General features: G+C 63.9%; 19 protein-coding genes. All 19 read left to right on the top strand.

Annotated features, from left to right (window positions below):
- Window positions 1-378: a DUF3040 domain-containing protein gene (locus ACX80Z_RS07850; protein WP_024476054.1), complete on the top strand. Its 378-nt coding sequence runs from the start codon at window positions 1-3 to the stop codon at window positions 376-378.
- A gap of 344 nt (window positions 379-722) precedes the next feature.
- Window positions 723-1,154, top strand: a complete 432-nt coding sequence (mraZ, locus tag ACX80Z_RS07845; RefSeq protein WP_019481346.1) for a division/cell wall cluster transcriptional repressor MraZ — start codon at window positions 723-725, stop codon at window positions 1,152-1,154.
- Between the two features lie 198 nt (window positions 1,155-1,352).
- The gene (rsmH, locus tag ACX80Z_RS07840; RefSeq protein ID WP_459315482.1) at window positions 1,353-2,360 is read left to right on the top strand and encodes a 16S rRNA (cytosine(1402)-N(4))-methyltransferase RsmH; all 1,008 of its coding nucleotides are present in this window, start codon (window positions 1,353-1,355) and stop codon (window positions 2,358-2,360) included.
- Entirely contained in the window at window positions 2,357-2,992 is a 636-nt protein-coding gene (locus ACX80Z_RS07835; RefSeq protein WP_459304604.1) for a hypothetical protein, read from the top strand. The genes rsmH and ACX80Z_RS07835 overlap by 4 nt, the downstream gene beginning before the upstream one ends.
- 45 nt (window positions 2,993-3,037) lie before the next feature.
- Window positions 3,038-4,807 carry a peptidoglycan D,D-transpeptidase FtsI family protein gene (locus ACX80Z_RS07830; RefSeq protein WP_459315481.1) on the top strand — a complete coding sequence of 590 codons (1,770 nt, stop codon included), beginning with the start codon at window positions 3,038-3,040 and terminating at the stop codon, window positions 4,805-4,807.
- Window positions 4,808-4,864: 57 nt separating this feature from the next.
- Window positions 4,865-6,574 (top strand): Mur ligase family protein, encoded by a 1,710-nt coding sequence (locus tag ACX80Z_RS07825; RefSeq protein ID WP_459315516.1) that lies wholly within the window; start codon window positions 4,865-4,867, stop codon window positions 6,572-6,574.
- Between the two features lie 6 nt (window positions 6,575-6,580).
- A complete protein-coding gene (locus ACX80Z_RS07820) occupies window positions 6,581-8,107 on the top strand; it encodes a UDP-N-acetylmuramoyl-tripeptide--D-alanyl-D-alanine ligase (RefSeq protein WP_019481341.1) in 1,527 nt (508 codons plus the stop codon).
- A complete protein-coding gene (gene mraY / locus ACX80Z_RS07815) occupies window positions 8,104-9,207 on the top strand; it encodes a phospho-N-acetylmuramoyl-pentapeptide-transferase (protein WP_116778135.1) in 1,104 nt (367 codons plus the stop codon). The genes ACX80Z_RS07820 and mraY overlap by 4 nt, the downstream gene beginning before the upstream one ends.
- On the top strand, window positions 9,204-10,769 hold the full coding sequence (gene murD, locus ACX80Z_RS07810) for a UDP-N-acetylmuramoyl-L-alanine--D-glutamate ligase (RefSeq protein ID WP_459315480.1): 1,566 nt from the start codon (window positions 9,204-9,206) through the stop codon (window positions 10,767-10,769). The genes mraY and murD overlap by 4 nt, the downstream gene beginning before the upstream one ends.
- A complete protein-coding gene (gene ftsW, locus ACX80Z_RS07805) occupies window positions 10,769-12,124 on the top strand; it encodes a putative lipid II flippase FtsW (RefSeq protein WP_019481338.1) in 1,356 nt (451 codons plus the stop codon). Before murD ends, ftsW begins: the two co-directional genes overlap by 1 nt.
- Window positions 12,121-13,230, top strand: a complete 1,110-nt coding sequence (gene murG, locus ACX80Z_RS07800) for an undecaprenyldiphospho-muramoylpentapeptide beta-N-acetylglucosaminyltransferase (RefSeq protein WP_459315479.1) — start codon at window positions 12,121-12,123, stop codon at window positions 13,228-13,230. Before ftsW ends, murG begins: the two co-directional genes overlap by 4 nt.
- Window positions 13,227-14,648, top strand: coding sequence for a UDP-N-acetylmuramate--L-alanine ligase (murC, locus tag ACX80Z_RS07795; RefSeq protein WP_459315478.1), 1,422 nt, complete (start codon window positions 13,227-13,229; stop codon window positions 14,646-14,648). Before murG ends, murC begins: the two co-directional genes overlap by 4 nt.
- 134 nt (window positions 14,649-14,782) lie before the next feature.
- Window positions 14,783-15,562, top strand: coding sequence for a cell division protein FtsQ/DivIB (locus tag ACX80Z_RS07790; RefSeq protein WP_459315477.1), 780 nt, complete (start codon window positions 14,783-14,785; stop codon window positions 15,560-15,562).
- Between the two features lie 186 nt (window positions 15,563-15,748).
- A complete protein-coding gene (gene ftsZ / locus ACX80Z_RS07785; protein WP_024476045.1) occupies window positions 15,749-16,945 on the top strand; it encodes a cell division protein FtsZ in 1,197 nt (398 codons plus the stop codon).
- 11 nt (window positions 16,946-16,956) lie between these two features.
- The gene (gene pgeF / locus ACX80Z_RS07780; RefSeq protein WP_459315476.1) at window positions 16,957-17,670 is read left to right on the top strand and encodes a peptidoglycan editing factor PgeF; all 714 of its coding nucleotides are present in this window, start codon (window positions 16,957-16,959) and stop codon (window positions 17,668-17,670) included.
- Window positions 17,667-18,431 (top strand): YggS family pyridoxal phosphate-dependent enzyme, encoded by a 765-nt coding sequence (locus ACX80Z_RS07775; protein WP_459315475.1) that lies wholly within the window; start codon window positions 17,667-17,669, stop codon window positions 18,429-18,431. Before pgeF ends, ACX80Z_RS07775 begins: the two co-directional genes overlap by 4 nt.
- A 37-nt stretch (window positions 18,432-18,468) precedes the next feature.
- A complete protein-coding gene (locus ACX80Z_RS07770; protein ID WP_019481332.1) occupies window positions 18,469-18,987 on the top strand; it encodes a cell division protein SepF in 519 nt (172 codons plus the stop codon).
- Between the two features lie 60 nt (window positions 18,988-19,047).
- Window positions 19,048-19,344 carry a YggT family protein gene (locus ACX80Z_RS07765; protein ID WP_116778132.1) on the top strand — a complete coding sequence of 99 codons (297 nt, stop codon included), beginning with the start codon at window positions 19,048-19,050 and terminating at the stop codon, window positions 19,342-19,344.
- A gap of 142 nt (window positions 19,345-19,486) precedes the next feature.
- Window positions 19,487-20,185 carry a DivIVA domain-containing protein gene (locus ACX80Z_RS07760; protein WP_019481330.1) on the top strand — a complete coding sequence of 233 codons (699 nt, stop codon included), beginning with the start codon at window positions 19,487-19,489 and terminating at the stop codon, window positions 20,183-20,185.
- Window positions 20,186-20,190 lie beyond the last annotated feature (5 nt).

The following is a 20,190-nucleotide window of genomic DNA, read 5'->3' as shown; positions in this document are numbered from 1 at the left end:
ATGGCACTCTCGGAACACGAACAGAGGCTGCTTGATCAGCTGGAGCAGCAGCTTCACGCCGACGACCCAAAGTTTGCCAGCTCGATGGCGTCGAGCCCCCAGCGGACGATTTCAACGCGCAGGATCGTCATCGGCGCGTTGATGACGGTCGCAGGCATTTTGATTCTGCTGCTGGGCGTAGCGAACCAGATTATTCTGGTGGGCGTCGCAGGATTCCTGGTCATGGGAGCTGGAGTGTATTACGCCACCAGCCGGGGCAAGGGCTCCGAATCAGCGCCAATGCCCCAGGGAATTAAAACGGCGCCCGTCAATCGTAGTGGAGGCTTTCTGAGCACCCTCGAAGAGAAGTGGGACGAGCGCAAGCGCGAACAGCCCTAACGTTGCCAATCGGTCGGCCGCCAGCGCCCTCCACTTTCATCCACTTGGCGTAAATCCCAATCATTTGCTTGGCCGATAGACCCGCATAGTCGGGTCTATCGGCGTTTAACGGGCGTTTTTCTCGCCCTGAGGCCGGATCGTCAGGACCGGGTGTGCTGTGGCGGCTCAAATCCCTCCACTTCCCACCACCGCGCTCCAGTCCCGCCGATACAGGGAACTGCCAGGAAATTCATCGCGTCGGAACCCCTAAATGGATTGACGGGGGAGGGATGTGGAGTAAAGTGGTGGTTATAAGAGCGTAGTGGTGCCGCGAGGTGCTTTCCGGATTGGATGGGCGGTGGCAGATGTTCCTCGGAACCCATCTGCCACGTCTCGATGAAAAGGGCAGGTTGATCCTTCCAGCGAAGTTCCGGGAGGAACTATCCAACGGATTGGTGCTGACCCGGGGGCAAGAACGGTGCATCTACGTTTTTAGTCAGCGCGAGTTTGAACAGCTTCACGAACAGATGCGGACAGCACCGCTGTCGTCACGGCAATCCCGTGATTACAGCAGGGTGTTTTTGTCAGGGGCCTCAGATGAGGTCCCCGACAAACAGGGACGAATCACCATTCCTCAGGCGCTTCGGACCTATGCGGGACTGGACCGGGAACTTGCAGTGATTGGCGCGGGCAGCCGTGCTGAGATCTGGGACGCCACGGCCTGGAACAACTATCTGGCGGAGCAGGAGAACACGTTCTCCGAAACCGACGAGGACGCTCTCCCGGGTCTCTTCTAGTACCGCACATCACCACGCAGTACCGCACGAAATGCAGGACGGCTTCTTGGACGAGATCTCCAGCCGCCCGGCGTACGTTCCACCTGGCTCACCTTCCCCGGAGCCAGGCGGGCACCGCGCCTGGTCGGATGGGGATCTGGCTCAAGAAACGTGTTGTACAGACAACCAAGCAGGCAACACTGAGGAAGGAGCGAATGGATGAGCGACGATCGCCCTACCGGTGAACGGCACGTACCGGTACTGCGTGAACGCTGCATCTCGCTCCTCGAACCAGCCCTCCTCGCCGCGGTAGCTGCCGGCCGTACGCCGGTGGTCGTCGATGCCACGCTGGGCATGGGCGGGCACTCCGAATCCCTGCTGGCACGGTTTCCGCAGGTACACCTGGTCGGGATTGACCGCGATCTGCAGGCACTTGCCCTGGCCGGTGAACGGCTCGCAGCCTTCTCGGGGCGAACCGATCTGGTCCACGCGGTGTATGACGAGCTTCCCGAGGTCCTTGAGGATCTGGGCATCGACGCTGTTGACGGAGTGCTCTTCGACCTGGGAGTGTCCTCCCTCCAACTGGACGAACGTGACCGGGGATTCGCCTACTCCTATGACGCGCCACTGGACATGCGGATGGATACCAGCGTTGGGCAGACCGCAGCAGACGTCGTCAACGGGTACTCCGAGACGGACCTGCTCCGCATTATTCGTGCCTGGGGTGAGGAGAAGTTCGCTGGCCGGATCTCATCGGCCATTGTCGCCGCCCGCCGTGACACCCCCTTCACCTCGACAGGCCAACTGGTCGACGTCATCCGCGCCGTGGTCCCCGCAGGGGCGGCACGGACCGGGGGACACCCGGCCAAACGGACCTTCCAGGCGCTCCGGATCGAAGTCAACGAGGAGCTGACCGTGCTCGAACGGGCAATTCCCGCCGCCGTCGACTCACTGATTCTCGGCGGGCGGGCGGTGGCCATGTCCTACCACTCGCTCGAGGACAAGATCGTCAAGGCTGCCTTCACCGCCGGTACCCGCTCCTCAGCCCCAGTCGGATTTCCGGTGGAACTCGAGGAGCACAAGCCCTACCTCAAGTCGCTGACCAAGGGCACCGAAGCCCCGACCGAGCAGGAAATTGAAGAAAACCCGCGGGCGGCATCGGCAAAGCTGCGCGCAGTAGAACGAATCAAGAACACTCGAAGCACCAAAGACAGGAATGCATCATGAGCCAGCAACTCGCTGAATCCTACGCGCCGCTGGCTACCCCCGAAACGGGAAGCGGATCCTCCCAGCAGGTCCGGACGCCGCTCTCGCTGGTGCCAGCCGGACCGGCCCGGCGTCGGATCCCCTTCGCGGTGTTCAGCATGATCGCCCTGGTCGGCGCTCTGGTGACGGTTCTGATGCTCAATATCTCGGTCTCCAGTAGCCAGTATGAACTTGTGGAACTGCGTAACCAGCAGATCGCCCTGAATCAGGAGAACCAGGCGCTCACCCAGCAAATGGAAGACCTCAATGCGCCACAGAACCTCGCTGCGGAAGCCCGGGAACTCGGCATGGTCGCCTCCCCTGGATTCGGCTCCATTGATGTAGATTCGATGAAAATTGCAGGTAGTCCCGAGGCTGCGAAGGAGGGCGGCGAGCCATTGGCGCTCATCGCCGCCCCCGAGGTGTCCACGGCTGGCGTCGCGGTTGCTGTCGAGGCCCCTCCAAGGGAGGAAGCTGCAGCGTCTGCAGCCGACGCACCAGCCGCTGCAACACCGGCGGCCGAGGCAGAGCCCGCACCCCCCGCCGAGCAGCCGCAGGCAATCGAGCTTAACGGCGGATCAATTCCAGCACCACAGCAAGGCACCGGCGGGTAACGCACACGATCGACGATCACCCGAAAGACACCGAAGGATATTGAAGTGGCTACAGCAACTGAGCACGACAAATTCCGGGTGGCTCTCGGCGCGAAAAGGCTACGCGTAGGTCTGGCCTTCGTCCTGATCCTCCTGCTGGTGCTGGGGGTCCGGTTATTTCAGGTGCAGGCGCTCGACCTCGGCGGCATGGCGCAGGCCGGACTCAATAAGCGGCTCGAATCGTTCCCGGTGCAGCCAATGCGCGGCGATATTCTCGACAGCAAGGGAAATTACCTGGCCCGCAGCGTGGAGCGCTTCGACATCGTGGTGGATCAGACCCTCGCCGAAGGCGACACCTTCGCCCGGATCAACGATGAGGGGGACCGCGAGGAGCTCACCATGGATGAGGGTTTTGCCGAGCTCTCGACGATCCTCGGCCAGGATGCGGACACCCTCGAGGCGGCAATCATCGGGGACAAAAAGTTCGGGTATGTCGCCCAGGAAGTCACCCCTGAGGTCAAGAACGCCGCATTGGCCGTGCGGATGCCTGGTGTCTACGCCGACCCGGTCAGCCTTCGCACCTACCCCTCCGGGCCGGTCGCCGGATCAATCGTCGGGTTCGTTGGCGAGCAGAATGAGGGCCTCGAGCTCACCCAGGACGACCGGCTCACTGGCGAAGCAGGTAGCCGCACCTTTGAGATCGGCGGTGACGGCATCCGGATTCCCTACGCCACCAACGAGGATGTGCCGGCCAAGGACGGACAGTCAGTCAAGCTGACCATCGACCAGGATCTCCAGTGGTTTGCCCAGCAGACCATCGCCTCCCAGGTGGAGGAGTACGACGCCCAGTGGGGCAACATCGTGGTCGTCGAAGCGGATACCGGCGGCATTGTCGCGATGGCCGAGTCCACCACCATGGACCCGAATAACCCGGGAGCCACTGAACCCGAATTTCGTAAACCCCTCTCGGTCACCTCATCCTTCGAGCCCGGCTCCACCACCAAGCTGATCACCATGGCAGCAGGGCTGGAGGAGGGAATCATTGAACCGACCAGCGAATTCCTGTTGCCAAACACCTACACCGTGGACAACCAGACGTTCAAGGATGCTTTCGAGCATGGCGAGGAGCAGCGCACCGCCGCCGGAATCTTCGCCAAGTCCATGAACACCGGAACGGTGATGATTGGTGAGCAGCTCAGCAAGCAACAGCGCTACGACTGGCTCACCAAGTTTGGGATCGGGCAGCCCCTCGATGTCGGTTTGAACGGTGAGACCAGCGGTATCCTCGCCCAGCCGGAAGAGTGGGACGACCGCCAGCAGTACACGGTGCTGTTCGGGCAGGGCCTCGCGCAGACTGCGCTGCACACCGCGATGGTCTACCAGACAATCGCCAACGACGGCGTCCGGCTGAAACCACGGTTGATCGATGCCTACATTGACCCCGACGGAACCGAGCACAAGGTGCCCCAGGACGAGGGCGTCGAAGTGGTCTCCACTGAAACCTCAGGCCAGCTACAGAAGATGCTCGAAACCGTGACCGTTGATGGCTCAGGTGCTTCGGGTGCGCTGGACGAATACCGCGTGGGATCCAAGACGGGCACGGCCGAAGCGCCAAGCGCTACCGGCGGCTACGACGGGTACACCCTCACCTACGCTGGCATGGCGCCAATGGATGACCCGGAGTACGTCGTGGTGGTGACGCTGCAGCGGCCGCAGGGCGATCTGTATTATCTGATACCGGGGGAGTCATTCCAAAAGGTAATGGAACAGGTGCTCAACGCCAGGAACGTCGCACCATCCACCGGCAAGCCCGAGACCTACCCCATCGAGTACTGACCCGGAGCAACACACGTGCCAACAATTGAAGATTCCGCCGCGCAACCCGATGCCGGGATGCGTCCAGCAGTAGTGGCTCCGGTCCCGCTGGCACAGGCATTCAGCGACCTTCCAGCCGGGTTGCCGACTGTCGAACCGGTTCCCGGGTACGACGACGCCGCCGCCCACGTCCGTGTGACCGGGGTGGCGATTGATTCCAGAATGATCAGGGCCGGGGATCTGTACATAGCCCTACCCGGTTCAGGCAGACACGGTGCATCGTTCGCCGCCGCCGCTCTGCGCTCTGGCGCCGTCGCCGTCCTGACCGACGAGGCAGGGGTGGAAGCCGCCGCAGCCGCAGCCGAACTGGTCGGCACCGTTCCCCTGTTCAGAGCTGCCCGCCTCAGGGAACTCGTTGGTCCACTGTCGGCGACCATCTTCAACAGTCAGCCGGCCGAAACGAGCCGGCCCGCCCTGTTCGGCGTCACCGGCACCAACGGCAAAACCACCACCACCTACTTCATCAATGCGTTGCTGGCGGGGCTGGGTCGGACCACCGGGTTGATGGGAACCATTGAGATCCATGCCGGCGGCCAACCAATCGCCAGCGCTCTCACCACCCCCGAATCGCCGCAGGTACATGGCATCCTCGGGTTGATGCGTGAACGGGGGATCGAAACCGCCGCCATGGAGGTGTCTTCCCACGCGATTGAGTACCGTCGGGTGGACAGCGTCCACTTCGACGTGGCCGGGTTCACCAACCTGACCCAGGACCACCTCGACCTGCACGGCACCATGGAGGAGTACTTTGCGGTCAAGGCTGAGCTCTTCGGGCGGGAACGGACGAGCCGCGCGGTCATCATTATCGACGACCCGTGGGGCCTGAAAATGGCCGAGGTGGCCGGGGCCGACGTCGTCACCCTCAGCACGAGCGTCACCCAGGACGACGACGCCCAGACGAACGACGGCCACACGAACGGCGGCCACACGAACGACGGCCACACGAACGACGGCAACACGAACGGCGGCGGGACACCACCCGGCACCGCCGACTGGCAGGTTCGTAATGTGGTCAAACACGGGCTCGGCCACCGATTCTCGCTGCACGGACCAGCGGGGGAAGAACTCACGCTGCACTCGGGCCTGCCGGGTACCTTCAATATCTCGAACGCCGCACTGGCGACGGTAATGGTGCTCGCCTCAGGGGTGGCCGCAGACGACGTGCAGCGCGCCGCGGACAGCGCCGATCCGTTCTCGGCAGCAGTACCAGGACGCATGCAGCTCATCGGCGACCACCCGGCAGCAATAGTCGATTTCGCCCACAACCCTGATGCTCTGGCCCGCACCCTGGAATCGGTCAGGCCTCCCGCCCCGGAGGCGAAGCTGATTGTGGTGTTCGGCGCCACCGGACAGCGGGACCAGACCAAACGTCCACTCATGGGGGCCACCGCCGCGCAGCTGGCCGACGTGGTGATTGTCACCGACGACGACCCCCACGATGAAGACGAGGCCGTGATCAGGCAGGGTGTCCTGGAGGGGGCGCTGAGGGCCCGTGACGCTGCCGAACGCCCGTGCGAGGTACTCGAAATTTATCCCCGTGCCGAGGCGATCGACCGCGCAGTGGCAATGGCCACCGCTGCTGATACGGTCCTGATTGCTGGGCGGGGCCACGAGGTCTGGCAGGAAGTCAAGGGAGTCAACCTGCCGCTCGACGACCGGGTGGAACTGGCCCGGGCGTTGACACGCTACGGATTCTCTGTCCACCCCAGCCACAGGATAGAATCCTAGACCGTCATGATTGAACTAAGCGCAGCCGAAATCGCGGCAATCACCAAGGGTCAGTTGACCCCCACTGCCGCAGCACGGCAGACCCAGACCGTTAGCTCCGTCACCGTGGATTCCCGCGAGGTACAGGCCGGTGGCCTGTTCGTCGCCAAGCCCGGTGCAAACGCTGACGGTCACCAGTTCGTGCCGCAGGCCTTCCGTAATGGGGCTGTGCTGGCACTGCTGGAACACCCGGTAGCGAATGAGGACGCCGCTGGTGCTGGCGAGTACCCCGCCGTCGTCGTCGACGATGTGGTGCTGGCCATGGGCCGGCTCGCTGCCGCCGTGGTGGAAAGATTGCGCGCCCATTCGCCGCTGACGGTGATCGGCATCACCGGCTCGGCCGGTAAGACCACCACCAAGGACCTGCTGGCAGGCATCCTCAGGGAGCATGCCCCCACTGTTGCCCCGATCGGGTCCTACAACGGCGAGGTGGGCGTTCCGCTGACCGTCTTCAGCGCCGATTACGACACCAGGTATCTGATCATCGAAATGGGTGCCACTAAGATCGGGCAGATTACCTACCTTGCGGACATGGTCGCGCCCGATATCGGTGTGGTCCTGGGAGTTGGCAGCGCCCACGCCGGAGAGTTCGGTGGAGTGGACAACATCGCCAAGGCCAAGTCGGAGCTGCTTCGTTCGCTGCCGGGAAGCGGAACGGCAATCATCAACGCCGACGACGCCCGGGTTTTGGCGATGGAGACCGTGACCGCCGCGTCCAAGCTCTACTTCACTTCCGACAACTCGCATCTCCCCGGCGGCGGACCAGTTGTTCGGGCCACCGGTGTCACAACCACCCCCGGTGGGCACCCATCATTCACGCTGGGCCTGCCCGGTCCCGACGGGTCCACCGAGCATCAGGTCACCTCACGGCTGATCGGGACGCACCAAATCACCAACCTCCTCGCCGCCGCATCAATTGCCGGGACGCTCGGCATCCCGGGCGCAGCCATCGCCGACGCCCTGTCGCGGTCGGAAGCACAGAGTCGCTGGCGGATGGAACGCACCGAACGCGCCGACGGCGTGACGGTCATCAACGACGCGTACAACGCCAATCCTGACTCAATGCGAGCCGCGCTTCGTACCCTGGCCGAACTAGGGCGGGGTCGCCGCACCTGGGCCGTGCTCGGCGAAATGCTCGAACTCGGCGACGAATCGATCACCGAGCACGACGCCGTCGGTCGGGTCGTGGTTCGGCTCAACATCACCAAGCTGCTCGTGATCGGGATGGGGGCCCGTGCTCTCTATAACGGTGCAGTCCTCGAGGGGTCCTGGGGGGATGAGGTCCTGTTCGCCGATGACGTCGCGGCGGCCGAGGAAATTCTCGCCTCGGCTCTGGAACCTGGAGACCTGGTGCTGTTCAAATCCTCCAACGGGGCGGGGCTTCGATTTTTAGGTGATCGGATAGCATTGTCCTCGACTGTTGCACCATCCACTGCCACGCCTGAACCATCAGAGCCCGGCCCAACTGACCTCCAAGGGGGGCCGCAGCTGTGATTGCGCTACTGATCGGCTCAGCCATGGGGCTGGTGCTGGCTCTCGTGGGTACCCCGCTGTTTATCCGCCTGCTCGTGAACCGTGGCTACGGTCAATTCATTCGCGATGACGGCCCCACAGCCCACCACACCAAGCGCGGGACGCCCACCATGGGCGGCGCCGTCATCGTCGGTTCCGTCCTGATCGCCTACTTCGTCACCCACCTGCTGATGATCTGGGCCGGAGTCTCCACCGGGCCGTCCGTCTCGGGTCTGTTGCTGCTACTCCTGATGGTCGGCATGGGAATCGTCGGATTCTTCGACGACTACATCAAGATCTCCAAACAGCGGAGTCTGGGCCTCAGCGCCCCGGCGAAAATCGCGGGACAGACCCTCGTCGGCATCATCTTCGCCGTCCTTGCGCTTGGCTTCCCGAACGAAAACGGCAGGACGCCGGCCTCAACGGCCATTTCATTCATCCGCGACACGTCGATCGACCTGGCCTTCGCCGGCACCATCGTTGGCGCCGTCCTCTTCGTCATCTGGTCCAACCTCATCATCACCGCAGCCAGCAACGGCGTGAACCTCGCCGACGGTCTCGACGGCCTTGCGGCCGGGGCATCCGTCCTGGTGTTCGGCGCCTACATGCTGATGGGCATTTGGCAGTCCAACCAGAGTTGCGCACTCGACGAGGTCGCCAGGAGCGTCTGTTACACCGTCCGGGACCCCCTCGATCTGGCCCTCATCGCCGGCACCATGTGCGGTGCGCTGGTCGGGTTCCTCTGGTGGAACACCTCGCCTGCAAAGATCTTCATGGGTGACACCGGCTCGCTCGCCATCGGCGGCGCCATCGCCGGGTTCGCGATCCTGTCCCGCACCCAGCTGCTGCTCGTCATCCTCGCCGGGCTGTTCGTCATGATCACGCTGTCGGTGATCATCCAGGTCGGCTACTTCAAACTCTCCGGCGGCAAACGGGTGTTCAAAATGGCTCCGCTCCAACACCACTTCGAACTCAAAGGCTGGCAGGAAGTCACAGTTGTCGTCCGGTTCTGGATTCTTGCCGGGCTATTCGTGGCCACCGCACTCGGAATCTTCTACGCCGAATGGGTGGTGCTGATATGACCGGAACCATCCCCGCGGGTGCCCGTGACCTCGATTCCCTGACCACCTGGGATGCCGACTGGAAAGGGCTGCGGGTAGCAGTCACCGGCATCGGCCTGTCCGGGTTCTCCGTCGCCGATACGCTCATTGAACTGGGTGCCCGCGTGGTGGTAGTCGACGGATCCGATTCGGCCGAGAACCGCGCCAAGGCGGACACGCTGTCGATCGTCGGTGCCGTGGACGTCCTCCTCGGCGCCGAACACGCAACGAGAATTCCGCTCATCGATGGCAGCCAGCCCGATCTGGTGGTCACCTCACCGGGCTGGACCCCGCAGCAGCCGCTCCTCAGGGCCGCAAAAGACGCAGGAATCCCGGTCTGGGGCGACGTCGAACTGGCCTGGCGAGTCAGGATCCGCGAAGGCCGCCCCACCGCCGAGTGGCTGACCATCACCGGCACCAACGGCAAAACCACCACCGTCTCTCTAGTGGAGTCGATGCTGCTGGCCGCAGGCCTCCGCGCCGTCGCCGCGGGCAACATCGGTACCCCCATTCTCGACGCGATCCGTGACCCGCAAGGCTACGATTTCATCGCCGTCGAACTGTCCAGTTTCCAGCTGCACTGGACCGGGTCCATCTCGCCGCTGGCGAGTGTGTGCCTGAACGTTGCGGAGGACCACGTCGATTGGCACGGTGGGTTCGATCAGTACACCGCCGACAAAGCAAAGATTTACGCCAATACCAAAGTGGCTTGCGTCTACAACGCCGAACAGCCCGCCACCGAACGGATGGTCGAGGAAGCCGACGTCATCGAGGGCTGCCGAGCCATCGGTTTCACCACCTCAACACCGGCAGTCAGCATGCTGGGAGTGGTCGATGACCTCCTGGTGGACCGCGCCTTCATCGAACAGCGCAAGGATTCCGCTGTTGAGCTGGCTGCGATCAAGGACCTGGGGGAGCTGGTTCCCCGCCACCTGGTGGCGAACGCCCTCGCGGCCGCCGCAATGGTTCGGGCAGCGGGCGTCGAGCCGGCAGCGATCCGCGCCGGGATCCGGAACTACCAGCCCACCGAGCACCGGATCCAGCTCGTCTCCTCGCGGGACGGAATCCTGTGGATCAACGACTCCAAAGCGACCAATCCGCATGCGGCAGCAGCGTCCCTTTCGGCCTTCCACTCGGTGATCTGGATCGCCGGGGGGCTCTCCAAAGGCGTCAACTACGACCAGCTGGTGCAGACGCACGCGCAGCGACTCAAGGCGGTGGTGCTGATCGGCACCGACAGCTCGGACCTGATCGGTTCATTGCGCCGACACGCTCCGGATGTTCCACTGATCGAAGTGCCCCCGGGAGAGACTGAAGATGTGACGTTGGCCGACGATTCCACCCTCGCGCCCCTGGGCGAGCGGGTGATGGAATCGGCGGTAAGGGAATCTGCACGGTTAGCTGGCGACGGCGACACCGTGTTGATGGCCCCGGCGGCAGCATCCATGGATCAGTTTTCCTCCTATGCTCACCGGGGCAAGGCCTTTATCGAGGCCGTCCAAGTGATCGTGGAAGGGCAGGCGAAGACCGCAAAGGAGTTCTAATGGTCACCACGCCCACCCGGCCAGTCCGTCGGAAGCCGGTGATGCGTCAGCATTCCCGAACTCCCTCTGTACCCGCCTCACCCAACACCCCCACACCTTCCACCCCCTCCGCTGAGGGCAACGCCCCGGCGAAGAAGGGTCTCCGCGCCCGCTTCGGACAGTTCTGGACGTACCTCGAAGGCAGCGACAAGCAGGCCAGTGGCGCAAGCTACTACATGATCCTCGGGTCGGCCCTCGCACTGACGGCGATCGGTCTGATGATGGTGCTTTCAGCATCTTCGGTGGAAGCGATCGCCGAGGGCAGCAGCGAGTTCGACCTGTTCCTCAGGCAGGCCACGTGGGCCGCCGGTGGGCTGGTCCTGATGCTGCTCCTGTCACGGTTCGGTGCGCGCGCCTACCGCATGATGGCGTGGCCGGTGCTCGGCATCGCGGTAGTTCTTCTGGTCCTCGTACTTGCCATTGGTGTGAACATCAACGGCAACCAGAACTGGATTCAAATCGGAGGCTTCACCATGCAGCCCTCCGAACCGGCGAAACTTGCCCTCGCCATTTGGCTGGCCAGTGTTCTGGCCCGCAAGGGGCGGCTGATCCGCAACTGGAAACACGCGATGATCCCAGCCCTGCCCCTGGGCGGGCTCCCGATCGGGCTGGTCCTACTCGGTGGTGACCTGGGCACCGTGATCATCATGATGATGATTCTCGCGGCGGCGCTCTTCTTCGCCGGGGCGCCAATGAAAATGTTCACCATCGCAGGGATCGCTGGGATCGCCGGCGCAATCGTCATGGTGCTGGTGAGTGGCAACCGCAGCGACAGGATCACAGCCTGGCTGCGGCTCAGCTGCGATGACGGTCAGGACCTGTGTCTGCAGGCTGACAACGGGCTCTTCGCACTGGCGTCCGGCGGCTGGTGGGGAGTCGGTATTGGGCAGAGCCGGCAAAAGTGGAACTGGATTCCCGAAGCCCACAACGACTTCATCTTCGCGATCATTGGTGAAGAGTTTGGGCTGGTGGGCACCCTGGTGGTGGTCATCCTGTTCGGGATCCTCGCCGTCGCAACCATCAGGGTTGCCCGACGCTACACCGACCCCTTCGTGCGAATCCTGCTCGGCTCCATTCTGGTGTGGCTGATCGGCCAGGCGTTCGTGAACATTGGAATGGTCACCGGCGTCCTGCCCGTCATCGGTGTTCCGCTACCCTTCATCTCCTACGGTGGGTCGGCGCTGACCTTCACCCTTGGGGCGGTCGGAGTCCTGCTGGCCTTCGCCCGCAAAATGCCCCCAGCACCAGATTCCGGTGCAGTAGCCGGGACCACTACAGATCCCCGTTCCACAGAAAGCGAACCAGCAGCCCGATGAGCACAAACCCCCTCTCGGTGGTCCTGGCCGGCGGCGGTACCGCCGGTCACATCAGTCCACTGCTGGCCATTGCCCATGCCCTGGCTGAACACGATCCTGACACCCGGCAGGTAGTTGTGGGGACTGCCGCGGGAATGGAGACACGACTGGTTCCTGCTGCGGGGTACCAGCTCGAGACGATTGACCGGGTCCCGATGCCTCGCCGCCCGTCGATCGACCTGGTGAAGCTCCCCACCCGGCTGATCCGCGCCGTCCGGCAGGCGCTGGGCGTACTCGACCGCGCGGAGGCCGACGTCGTCGTCGGCGTCGGCGGTTACGTCTCCACACCCCTGTACCTGGCTGCGTGGCGCCGGAAAATCCCGGTAGTGATCCATGAGGCGAACGCCCAGCCAGGGCTGGCCAACCGGCTCGGAGCGCGGATTGCCACCACTGTGGCGGTCGCCTTCAAGGGCACCGGCCTCCCCAAAGCTCAGGTGGTCGGCATGCCGATGCGACGCAGTATTTCCACCCTCGACCGTGCCACCTCCCGGGCTGCCGCCCGCGCTGCCCTTGGGCTGAACACCACCCAGCCCGCACTGATCGTGACCGGTGGGTCGTCAGGGGCTGTCAGTATCAACCGGGCCGTCGCCGCCGTGGTGCCCCTGCTCGCGGCCGAGGGAATCCAGTTGCTGCACATTACCGGAGGCGGCAAAGGTGTAACGGGCGCGGATGGGCGACCGCTCCAGGCGGACGGCTACCGCCAGATTGAGTACGTCGACGATATGGAAACTGTCTACGCGGCCGCGGACCTGCTGCTCGCTCGTGCGGGGGCCGCCACCGTGTGCGAGGTGAGCGCCGTCGGGCTGCCCGCAGTGTTCGTCCCGCTGCCGCACGGCAACGGAGAGCAGCGCCGGAACGCGGCGGACCTGATCACCGCGGGGGGCGCGCTGCTGGTCGACGACGCTGCGCTGACGGCAGACTGGTTGACCGGACACGTGTTTCCGCTGCTGAAAAACCAGGCCGCCCTCGACGCAATGGCCGCAGCCAGCGCCCGGCTCGGAGTGCGTGATGCCGATACTCAGATGGCCCGACTCGTCGTCGCCGCCGGACGCGGGGCACAGTCATGACCGGAACCACCCTGACCCCCGCCGATCTCGGACGGGTCCATTTCATTGGCCTTGGTGGCGCCGGCATGTCGGCAGTGGCCCGAGTGTTGCTGGGCCAGGGCGTTCAGGTGTCCGGATCCGACGCCGCGGACTCGCGGGGCCTGCAGGCCCTCGCTGCCCTCGGGGCGCGTACCGCCGTCGGCCAGCGGGCCGAGAATGTTGCAGGCGTGGACACGGTCGTGATCTCCACCGCCATCAGGGCGACCAACCCCGAACTGGTGGCCGCCCAACAACAGGGCCTGCGGATCCTGCACCGGTCCCAGGCCCTGGCCGCCGCGATGTCCGGCAGGGAAGTGGTGGCGGTCGCTGGTACCCATGGCAAAACCACCACCACCGCCATGATCACGGTGATGCTGCAGTCCGCCGGGTTCGACCCATCTTTCGCCATCGGCGGTGAGGTCGCAGCGCTTGGGGTCAACGCGGCCTGGGGTGATGGCGGCGTCTTTGTTGCAGAAGCCGATGAATCGGATGGCTCATTCCTCAACTACTCGCCGCGGATCGCTGTGGTGACCAATGTGGAGGCAGACCACCTGGACCACTACGGGACGGCCGCAGCGGTGTACGAGGTATTCGACCAGTTCGCCGCCCTGCTGCCCGCCGACGACGGCGTGTTGGTGACCTGCGTCGACGACGCCGGTGCGGCAGCCCTCGCCGGACGGGTCGGCGACACCCGCAGGATCAGGACCTACGGATACTCGCCGTCGGCTGACGTGCGGATTGGTGCGACCCAGGCCGTGGGTAGTGCCTCCACGAGCATGCTGTCGTTCTCAGTGGACGGACTGGACAGCGAGCAGGAACTCCAGCTGAACGTGCCCGGTGAACACAACGTGCGGAACGCGGCGGCAGCATTCTCCGTCGCCCTCGAACTGGGCGTCGACCCCGCCGCAGCGGCAGCCGGCCTCGCCACCTTCTCGGGCGCCGCCCGCCGGTTCGAAGCGAAGGGTGCTGGCAGGGGAGTGAGGGTTTTCGACGACTACGCTCATCACCCCACCGAAGTGACGGCTGCCCTGACGGCGGCACGCGCCGTCGCTGCCGGCCACCACGTGCACGTCCTCTTCCAGCCGCACCTGTTCTCCCGCACCCGGGAATTCGCGGTGGAGTTCGCCCAGGCGCTCAACCTGGCGGACTCGGCCACCGTACTGGATATATATGCGGCCCGGGAGGACCCGATGCCCGGCGTGACCAGCCGACTCATCACCGACCAACTCACCGTGCCCGGCGGGTACGCCCCGGATCCTGCAGCAGCCGTCAGGGCAGTCGTTGACCGTGCGGCCCCTGGGGACATCATCCTGACCGTGGGGGCGGGTGACGTCACCCAGTACGGTGCCGGACTCGTCGGCCTGCTCACCCTGCCCGACAACAGCGCCCGCGACTCATGAGCCGTCGCAAGCCGAAACCCCCCGGTGCAGGGGCCGAGGCCGGCGCGGGTTCTGAGCTGGCTGCGGGGTCAGGGACGGGGTCCGGCGCGCCGGCGCCTGTCCGGGTGCCACGGGTCACCAGCAGTAAGGTCTCGATGCTCAAGATTCCCGGGGACCCGTGGCTACCGGAGGAACTTGACGATGACGACACCGCCAATTCGGTGGTTGCCTTCCCTGAGCCGCCCAGGAAGCGTCGACGTCGGAATCTCATCCTGGGCCTCACCGGTGTGGTGCTACTGATGGCGGGGTTGCTTGCCTATCTCATTTTTTCGCCCGCCCTGGCGCTACGGTCCGTCGAGGTGAGCGGCAATACGCTCGTGACCACCGAGGAGGCCACGGCCGCCCTCGACCCGTTGCTGGGAACACCCCTGCCACAGATCGCCGACGAGGATGTCGAGCAGCTCCTCGAAGGGTTCGCACCGATTGAAAGCGTCACGGTGGCCGCCGTACCGCCGTCGGGCCTGGCGATCACCATTGAGGAACGGATACCGGTGGCGATCCTGCAGAGCAGCGAGCGTTTTATCCTCATCGATGCGGAGGGGCGCCAACTTGCCTCGGTTGCCGACCGCGATGCCGTTCAGCTGCCCCTCATCGATGGCGGCACCGATGCGGTAAACAGCGAGGTGTTTTCCTCGATCGCCGAGGTGCTCGACGCCTTGCCGGAGAGTATCCTGAATCAGCTCAATCACGCATCGGCGGACTCCGTGGATTCGGTCGAACTGTCCCTCGCCAATGACCAGACCATCTTCTGGGGTAGCTCGGACGAGAACCAGGCCAAGGCGTTGGTGCTGGAGGCGCTGCTGTCAGGCCCGCAGACCGATCCGCCGGCCGAGGTCTTTGACGTAAGCACGCCGTTGAGTCCGGTCACTCGCTAAAGAATTATCCGACACGCGGGCTCGGTCATTGCAGATGAGTGCACCTGCCCATAGCGTCTTGAATAGAAGTTACTTGACATAACATTGACTTTCAAGTTGAGAGTTAATGTTGTCAAGGTGAAGGCTGGGAACAGATCCAGCCGGATCAGGCCCCACACAGCGCATTCGAACAAGGGACACAGGACCGTGGCAGCACCGCAGAATTACTTGGCCGTCATCAAGGTAGTAGGCATCGGCGGCGGTGGCGTAAACGCCGTCAACCGAATGATCGAGGTGGGATTGCGTGGCGTTGAATTCATCGCCATCAACACCGACGCACAGGCCCTGCTGATGAGCGACGCCGACGTGAAGCTCGACGTCGGACGGGAACTGACCCGCGGCCTCGGCGCCGGCGCCGACCCAGAGGTGGGACGCCGCGCGGCCGAAGATCATGCAGAAGAAATCGAGGAAGTCCTGCGCGGCGCCGACATGGTGTTTGTTACCGCAGGCGAAGGCGGCGGTACGGGAACCGGTGGTGCACCGGTCGTGGCTCGTATCGCGAGGTCCCTGGGCGCTCTGACCATTGGCGTGGTCACCCGTCCCTTCACCTTTGAAGGTCGGCGCCGGTCGAATCAGGCCGAAACCGGGATCGATACGCTCCGCGACGAGGTTGACACCCTGATCGTCATCCCCAATGATCGTCTGCTCTCCATCAGCGACCGGAACGTGTCGATGCTCGATGCCTTCCGCTCAGCCGACCAGGTGCTGCTCTCAGGTGTTCAGGGCATCACCGACCTGATTACCACGCCTGGCCTGATCAACCTCGACTTCGCCGACGTGAAGTCAGTGATGCAGGGCGCCGGTTCGGCGCTGATGGGCATCGGCTCGGCACGCGGCGAAGATCGGGCCGTCAAGGCGGCCGAACTGGCCATTGCCTCGCCGCTGCTTGAAGCATCGATCGACGGAGCTCACGGTGTTCTGCTCTCCATCCAGGGTGGCTCCGATCTGGGGCTCTTCGAAATCAACGAGGCGGCCCGCCTGGTCCAGGAAGTAGCGCACCCCGAAGCGAACATCATCTTCGGTGCCGTGATCGACGACGCCCTCGGCGACGAGGCTCGGGTCACCGTGATTGCAGCTGGCTTCGACCAGGTCGACGCGACGTCACAGCCCAGCGCACAGCTGTCCAAGCCGGTCTCAGCGCCGTCCGTCGGAGCGAGCGCCCCGGCGGCGGCCGCAGCGGTTCCCGCGTCGGCAGGCCTCGGCGCCTGGTCGCAGCGGTCGCAGCAGTCAGGCAACAACGTCCCAGCCGACTCAGGGTTCGACGTCGACCTGCCCGCCGTGGTGGAGCCTGACTTCTCCTCGAGCCGGTCAGACGAACTCGATGTGCCTGACTTCCTGAAGTAACCACCGACGCCGTGTTCTTCTGGCGCCAGGAAATCGGCCCCGGCCGTTGGGTAGCCTTCACGAATAGTGAGGCGGGCAATCTCGCACTTCATGTGGGGGATAAGCCCGCCTCGGTCCTTCGGCGTCGGCGGGAGCTCGAAGCCGCCATGGGTATCGACGAGGGTTCCCTCCGGTTCATGCACCAGACTCACTCGGCCACCGCCGAGATAGTCGAGGACGCAGCGGTGGGTGAGCTGATCAGCGCTGATGCGTTGGTCAGCGCCAGCGGGGCAACCCCGCTGGCGGTAATGGTCGCCGATTGTGTTCCGGTGGTTCTCTCCGCCGGGGACGGTGCAGAGGGAGCCACGGCTGTTGTGCACGCCGGCCGCCAGGGTACCCTCGACGGCGTCATCGCCAACACGGTCGAGCTGCTGCGCAGCCGGAATGCCCGGAACCTGGTGGCCTGGATTGGCCCCGCTATTTGCGGCGACTGCTATGAGGTCCCCGAGGAGATGCGCCGCGAGGTAGCTGCCGTGGTTCCCGCCGCGTCAGCCACCACCCGGTGGGCGACCCCCGGCCTTGATCTGCCTCAAGCCGTACGGGCGCAGCTTGAGGCACTCGGTGTGGCTGTGCAACAGGTCAGCGAGGATTCCTCGACACTCTGCACGCTTGAGAATGGGGCACTGTATTCGCACCGTCGCAGTCCCGCAGCTGGCCGGATCGCCGGGCTGGTGTGGACCCAGTGACCGACCCCCAGCGCGCCGACGAGCTCAGCGAACGGCTCTCGGCGGTGCACCAACGAATCGATCAAGCGGTGCTGGGATCGGGGCGAACCGATAAACCGCGGCTCATCGTTGTCACCAAATATTTCCCGGCGAGCGACCTGCGGATCCTGGCCGCCCTGGGCGTCACCGAGATGGGAGAAAGCCGGGACCAGGAGGCCGCAGCCAAGGCCCAGGAGCTCGCGGACCTGGGGGTGCGCTGGCATTTCATCGGCCAGCTGCAAAGTAACAAGGCGCGGTCGGTGGTGCGCTACGCACACGCAGTCCATTCGGTGGACCGGGCACCGCTCGTCGTCGCGCTCGGCAAAGCGTTGGCTAACCGGCGAACCGAACTGGGCCAGGACACTGACAGCACCAGCGCCGCCAAGACCCTCGCCTGCTTTATCCAGGTCGATCTGTCGACCGGGGACAGCCGCGCTGCGACGATCAGTGGGCATCAACGAGGGGGCGCCGCCCCGACCGACGTCGTCGCCCTGGGGCGGCTCGTCCAAGCGACCGACGGTCTCTCGCTGGCTGGTGTGATGGCTGTTGCGCCGCTGGGCAGGGACCCCGTTGCGGCGTTCGGAGAGCTGGCCGAGATCTCAGCCACGCTCCGTGGCGAATTCCCCGCAGCCACCGGCATCTCGGCTGGTATGAGCGGGGATCTCGAAGCCGCGGTCGCAGCCGGCGCGACACACCTCAGAATAGGTTCGCAGGTCCTCGGTGAACGCCCACCCTTGAGGTAGCGTCTGGACTATACCCAATGACACGACAGGAGCTACCATGGCTGGCGCACTGCGCAAGACAATGATCTATCTTGGGCTCGCCGACGGTGATGAGCACTACGAGTCCGAGCAGAAGAACTTACAAAGCAGGAACGAGGATCACCTAGTGGACTACGACCGTGACGACCGGCATGCTGACGCCCCGCAGGCGGCCAGGCTCGCTCCGGTGGACGAGTACCGTGCCCCGGTGACCCCGATCAAGCGCGCACAGTCCTCACGCGAGGATTCGGCAGCTCTCCGTCAGATCACCACCGTGCACCCACGGTCCTACAACGATGCGAAACTGATCGGTGAAAGCTTCCGCGACGGCATCCCAGTGATCATGAATGTCACAGACATGGGTGAATCGGATGCAAAACGCCTGGTGGACTTTTCGGCTGGTCTGGTCTTTGGTCTGCACGGCAGCATCGAACGGGTTACCAACAAGGTCTTCCTCCTGTCGCCCTCCTACATCGAGGTACTCGGAGAAGACCAGAAGGCCAGCGAGGCGCAGGCTAGTTTCTTCAATCAAAGCTAGCGTGGTTAACTGGTTCACGAGTTCCTCTCAAAGTATCGCTTTTAGGACTGTGACTGCCGCGTGAGTTTGGTTTTTGTTCTGATCTATCTGGTACTGATGGTCGTACAGATAGCCCTGATTATTCGGATCGTCTACGATGCCGTGCAGATGTTTGCGCGTGGCTGGCGCCCCAAGAGGCTGGCCCTGGTGTTGGCTTCGGGCGTCTACACTGTGACCGATCCGCCGATCAAGGCGCTTCGCCGACTGATCCCGCCGTTGCGGCTGGGTGGAGTGTCACTGGATCTGGCATTCTTGGTGGTGTTCCTGGGAGTAACCATTCTCATGTTCGTCGCCGCCGGCTTGGCCACGTCGGTCTAGCCGGTTAGTTTTCGAGTCTCAAAAGATATACGCTGAATCACATAATTGGTGTGAATTCTCGAGTTTTATGTCCGCAATTCGGTACCGTAGTCAGGTCTGCTTCATAGGCAGGCATGTCTTATAACCACTATGAGGTGACCAGATGGCCCTGACGCCAGAAGATGTTGTCAACAAAAGGTTTCAGCCCACTAAGTTTCGTGAAGGCTACGACCAGGACGAGGTAGACGATTTCCTCGATGAGATCGTTGTCGAACTCCGTCGCCTGAACCAGGAGAATGACGAACTGCGGCGCAAGCTCGCGGACGCCTCCTCCTCGACGTCCCAGAACGCTGTGGTTCCCGCCCCCGTGTCGGCGAGCTCGCATACCGAAGAGGTCAAGGACGAGCCCAAGGCGAAGGACGAGCCCAAGGCGAAGGAACAGCCAAAGGTTGAAGAGCCCAAGGGCGAAGAGAAGAAGTCCGAAGAGCGTCCGGCTGCTGCTGCAGCACCCGCCGCGGCAGCACCAGCCGCTTCGGGCACCAGTTCAGCTGAATCGGCTGCCGGTGTGCTTGCGATGGCTCAGAAGCTTCACGACGAATACGTCAACGCCGGTGTCGAACAGCGCGACAAGATCATCGCCGAGGCGCAGATCGAAGCCAGCAGCATGGTCAACGAGGCCGAAGAGAAGACCCGTAAGACCCTGGGCGCCCTCGAGCAGCAGAAGTCTGTGCTCGAAGGCAAGGTTGAGCAGCTCCGCAGCTTCGAACGCGACTACCGTTCACGTCTGAAGGCCTACATTGAAGGCCAGCTGCGCGATCTGGATTCCCGCGGATCGGTAGCTTCCGAAGCCACCGGCTCCTAGGTGCT

Source organism: Arthrobacter sp. TMT4-20, from assembly GCF_054510775.1.
The sequence above is the reverse complement of the archived record's forward strand: the minus strand, read 5'-3'. Positions and strand labels throughout refer to the sequence as shown.

Bases quoted from the DNA above. Each gene is read 5' to 3' on its own strand.
- mraZ (WP_019481346.1), top strand. From the start codon at position 723: ATGTTCCTCGGAACCCATCTGCCACGTCTCGATGAAAAGGGCAGGTTG.
- ACX80Z_RS07850 (WP_024476054.1), top strand. From the start codon at position 1: ATGGCACTCTCGGAACACGAACAGAGGCTGCTTGATCAGCTGGAGCAG.
- ACX80Z_RS07790 (WP_459315477.1), top strand. From the start codon at position 14,783: ATGCTCAAGATTCCCGGGGACCCGTGGCTACCGGAGGAACTTGACGAT.
- murC (WP_459315478.1), top strand. From the start codon at position 13,227: ATGACCGGAACCACCCTGACCCCCGCCGATCTCGGACGGGTCCATTTC.
- ACX80Z_RS07770 (WP_019481332.1), top strand. From the start codon at position 18,469: ATGGCTGGCGCACTGCGCAAGACAATGATCTATCTTGGGCTCGCCGAC.
- ACX80Z_RS07825 (WP_459315516.1), top strand. From the start codon at position 4,865: ATGCGTCCAGCAGTAGTGGCTCCGGTCCCGCTGGCACAGGCATTCAGC.
- rsmH (WP_459315482.1), top strand. From the start codon at position 1,353: ATGAGCGACGATCGCCCTACCGGTGAACGGCACGTACCGGTACTGCGT.
- murD (WP_459315480.1), top strand. From the start codon at position 9,204: ATGACCGGAACCATCCCCGCGGGTGCCCGTGACCTCGATTCCCTGACC.
- ACX80Z_RS07820 (WP_019481341.1), top strand. From the start codon at position 6,581: ATGATTGAACTAAGCGCAGCCGAAATCGCGGCAATCACCAAGGGTCAG.
- ACX80Z_RS07835 (WP_459304604.1), top strand. From the start codon at position 2,357: ATGAGCCAGCAACTCGCTGAATCCTACGCGCCGCTGGCTACCCCCGAA.
- ACX80Z_RS07760 (WP_019481330.1), top strand. From the start codon at position 19,487: ATGGCCCTGACGCCAGAAGATGTTGTCAACAAAAGGTTTCAGCCCACT.
- ftsW (WP_019481338.1), top strand. From the start codon at position 10,769: ATGGTCACCACGCCCACCCGGCCAGTCCGTCGGAAGCCGGTGATGCGT.
- murG (WP_459315479.1), top strand. From the start codon at position 12,121: ATGAGCACAAACCCCCTCTCGGTGGTCCTGGCCGGCGGCGGTACCGCC.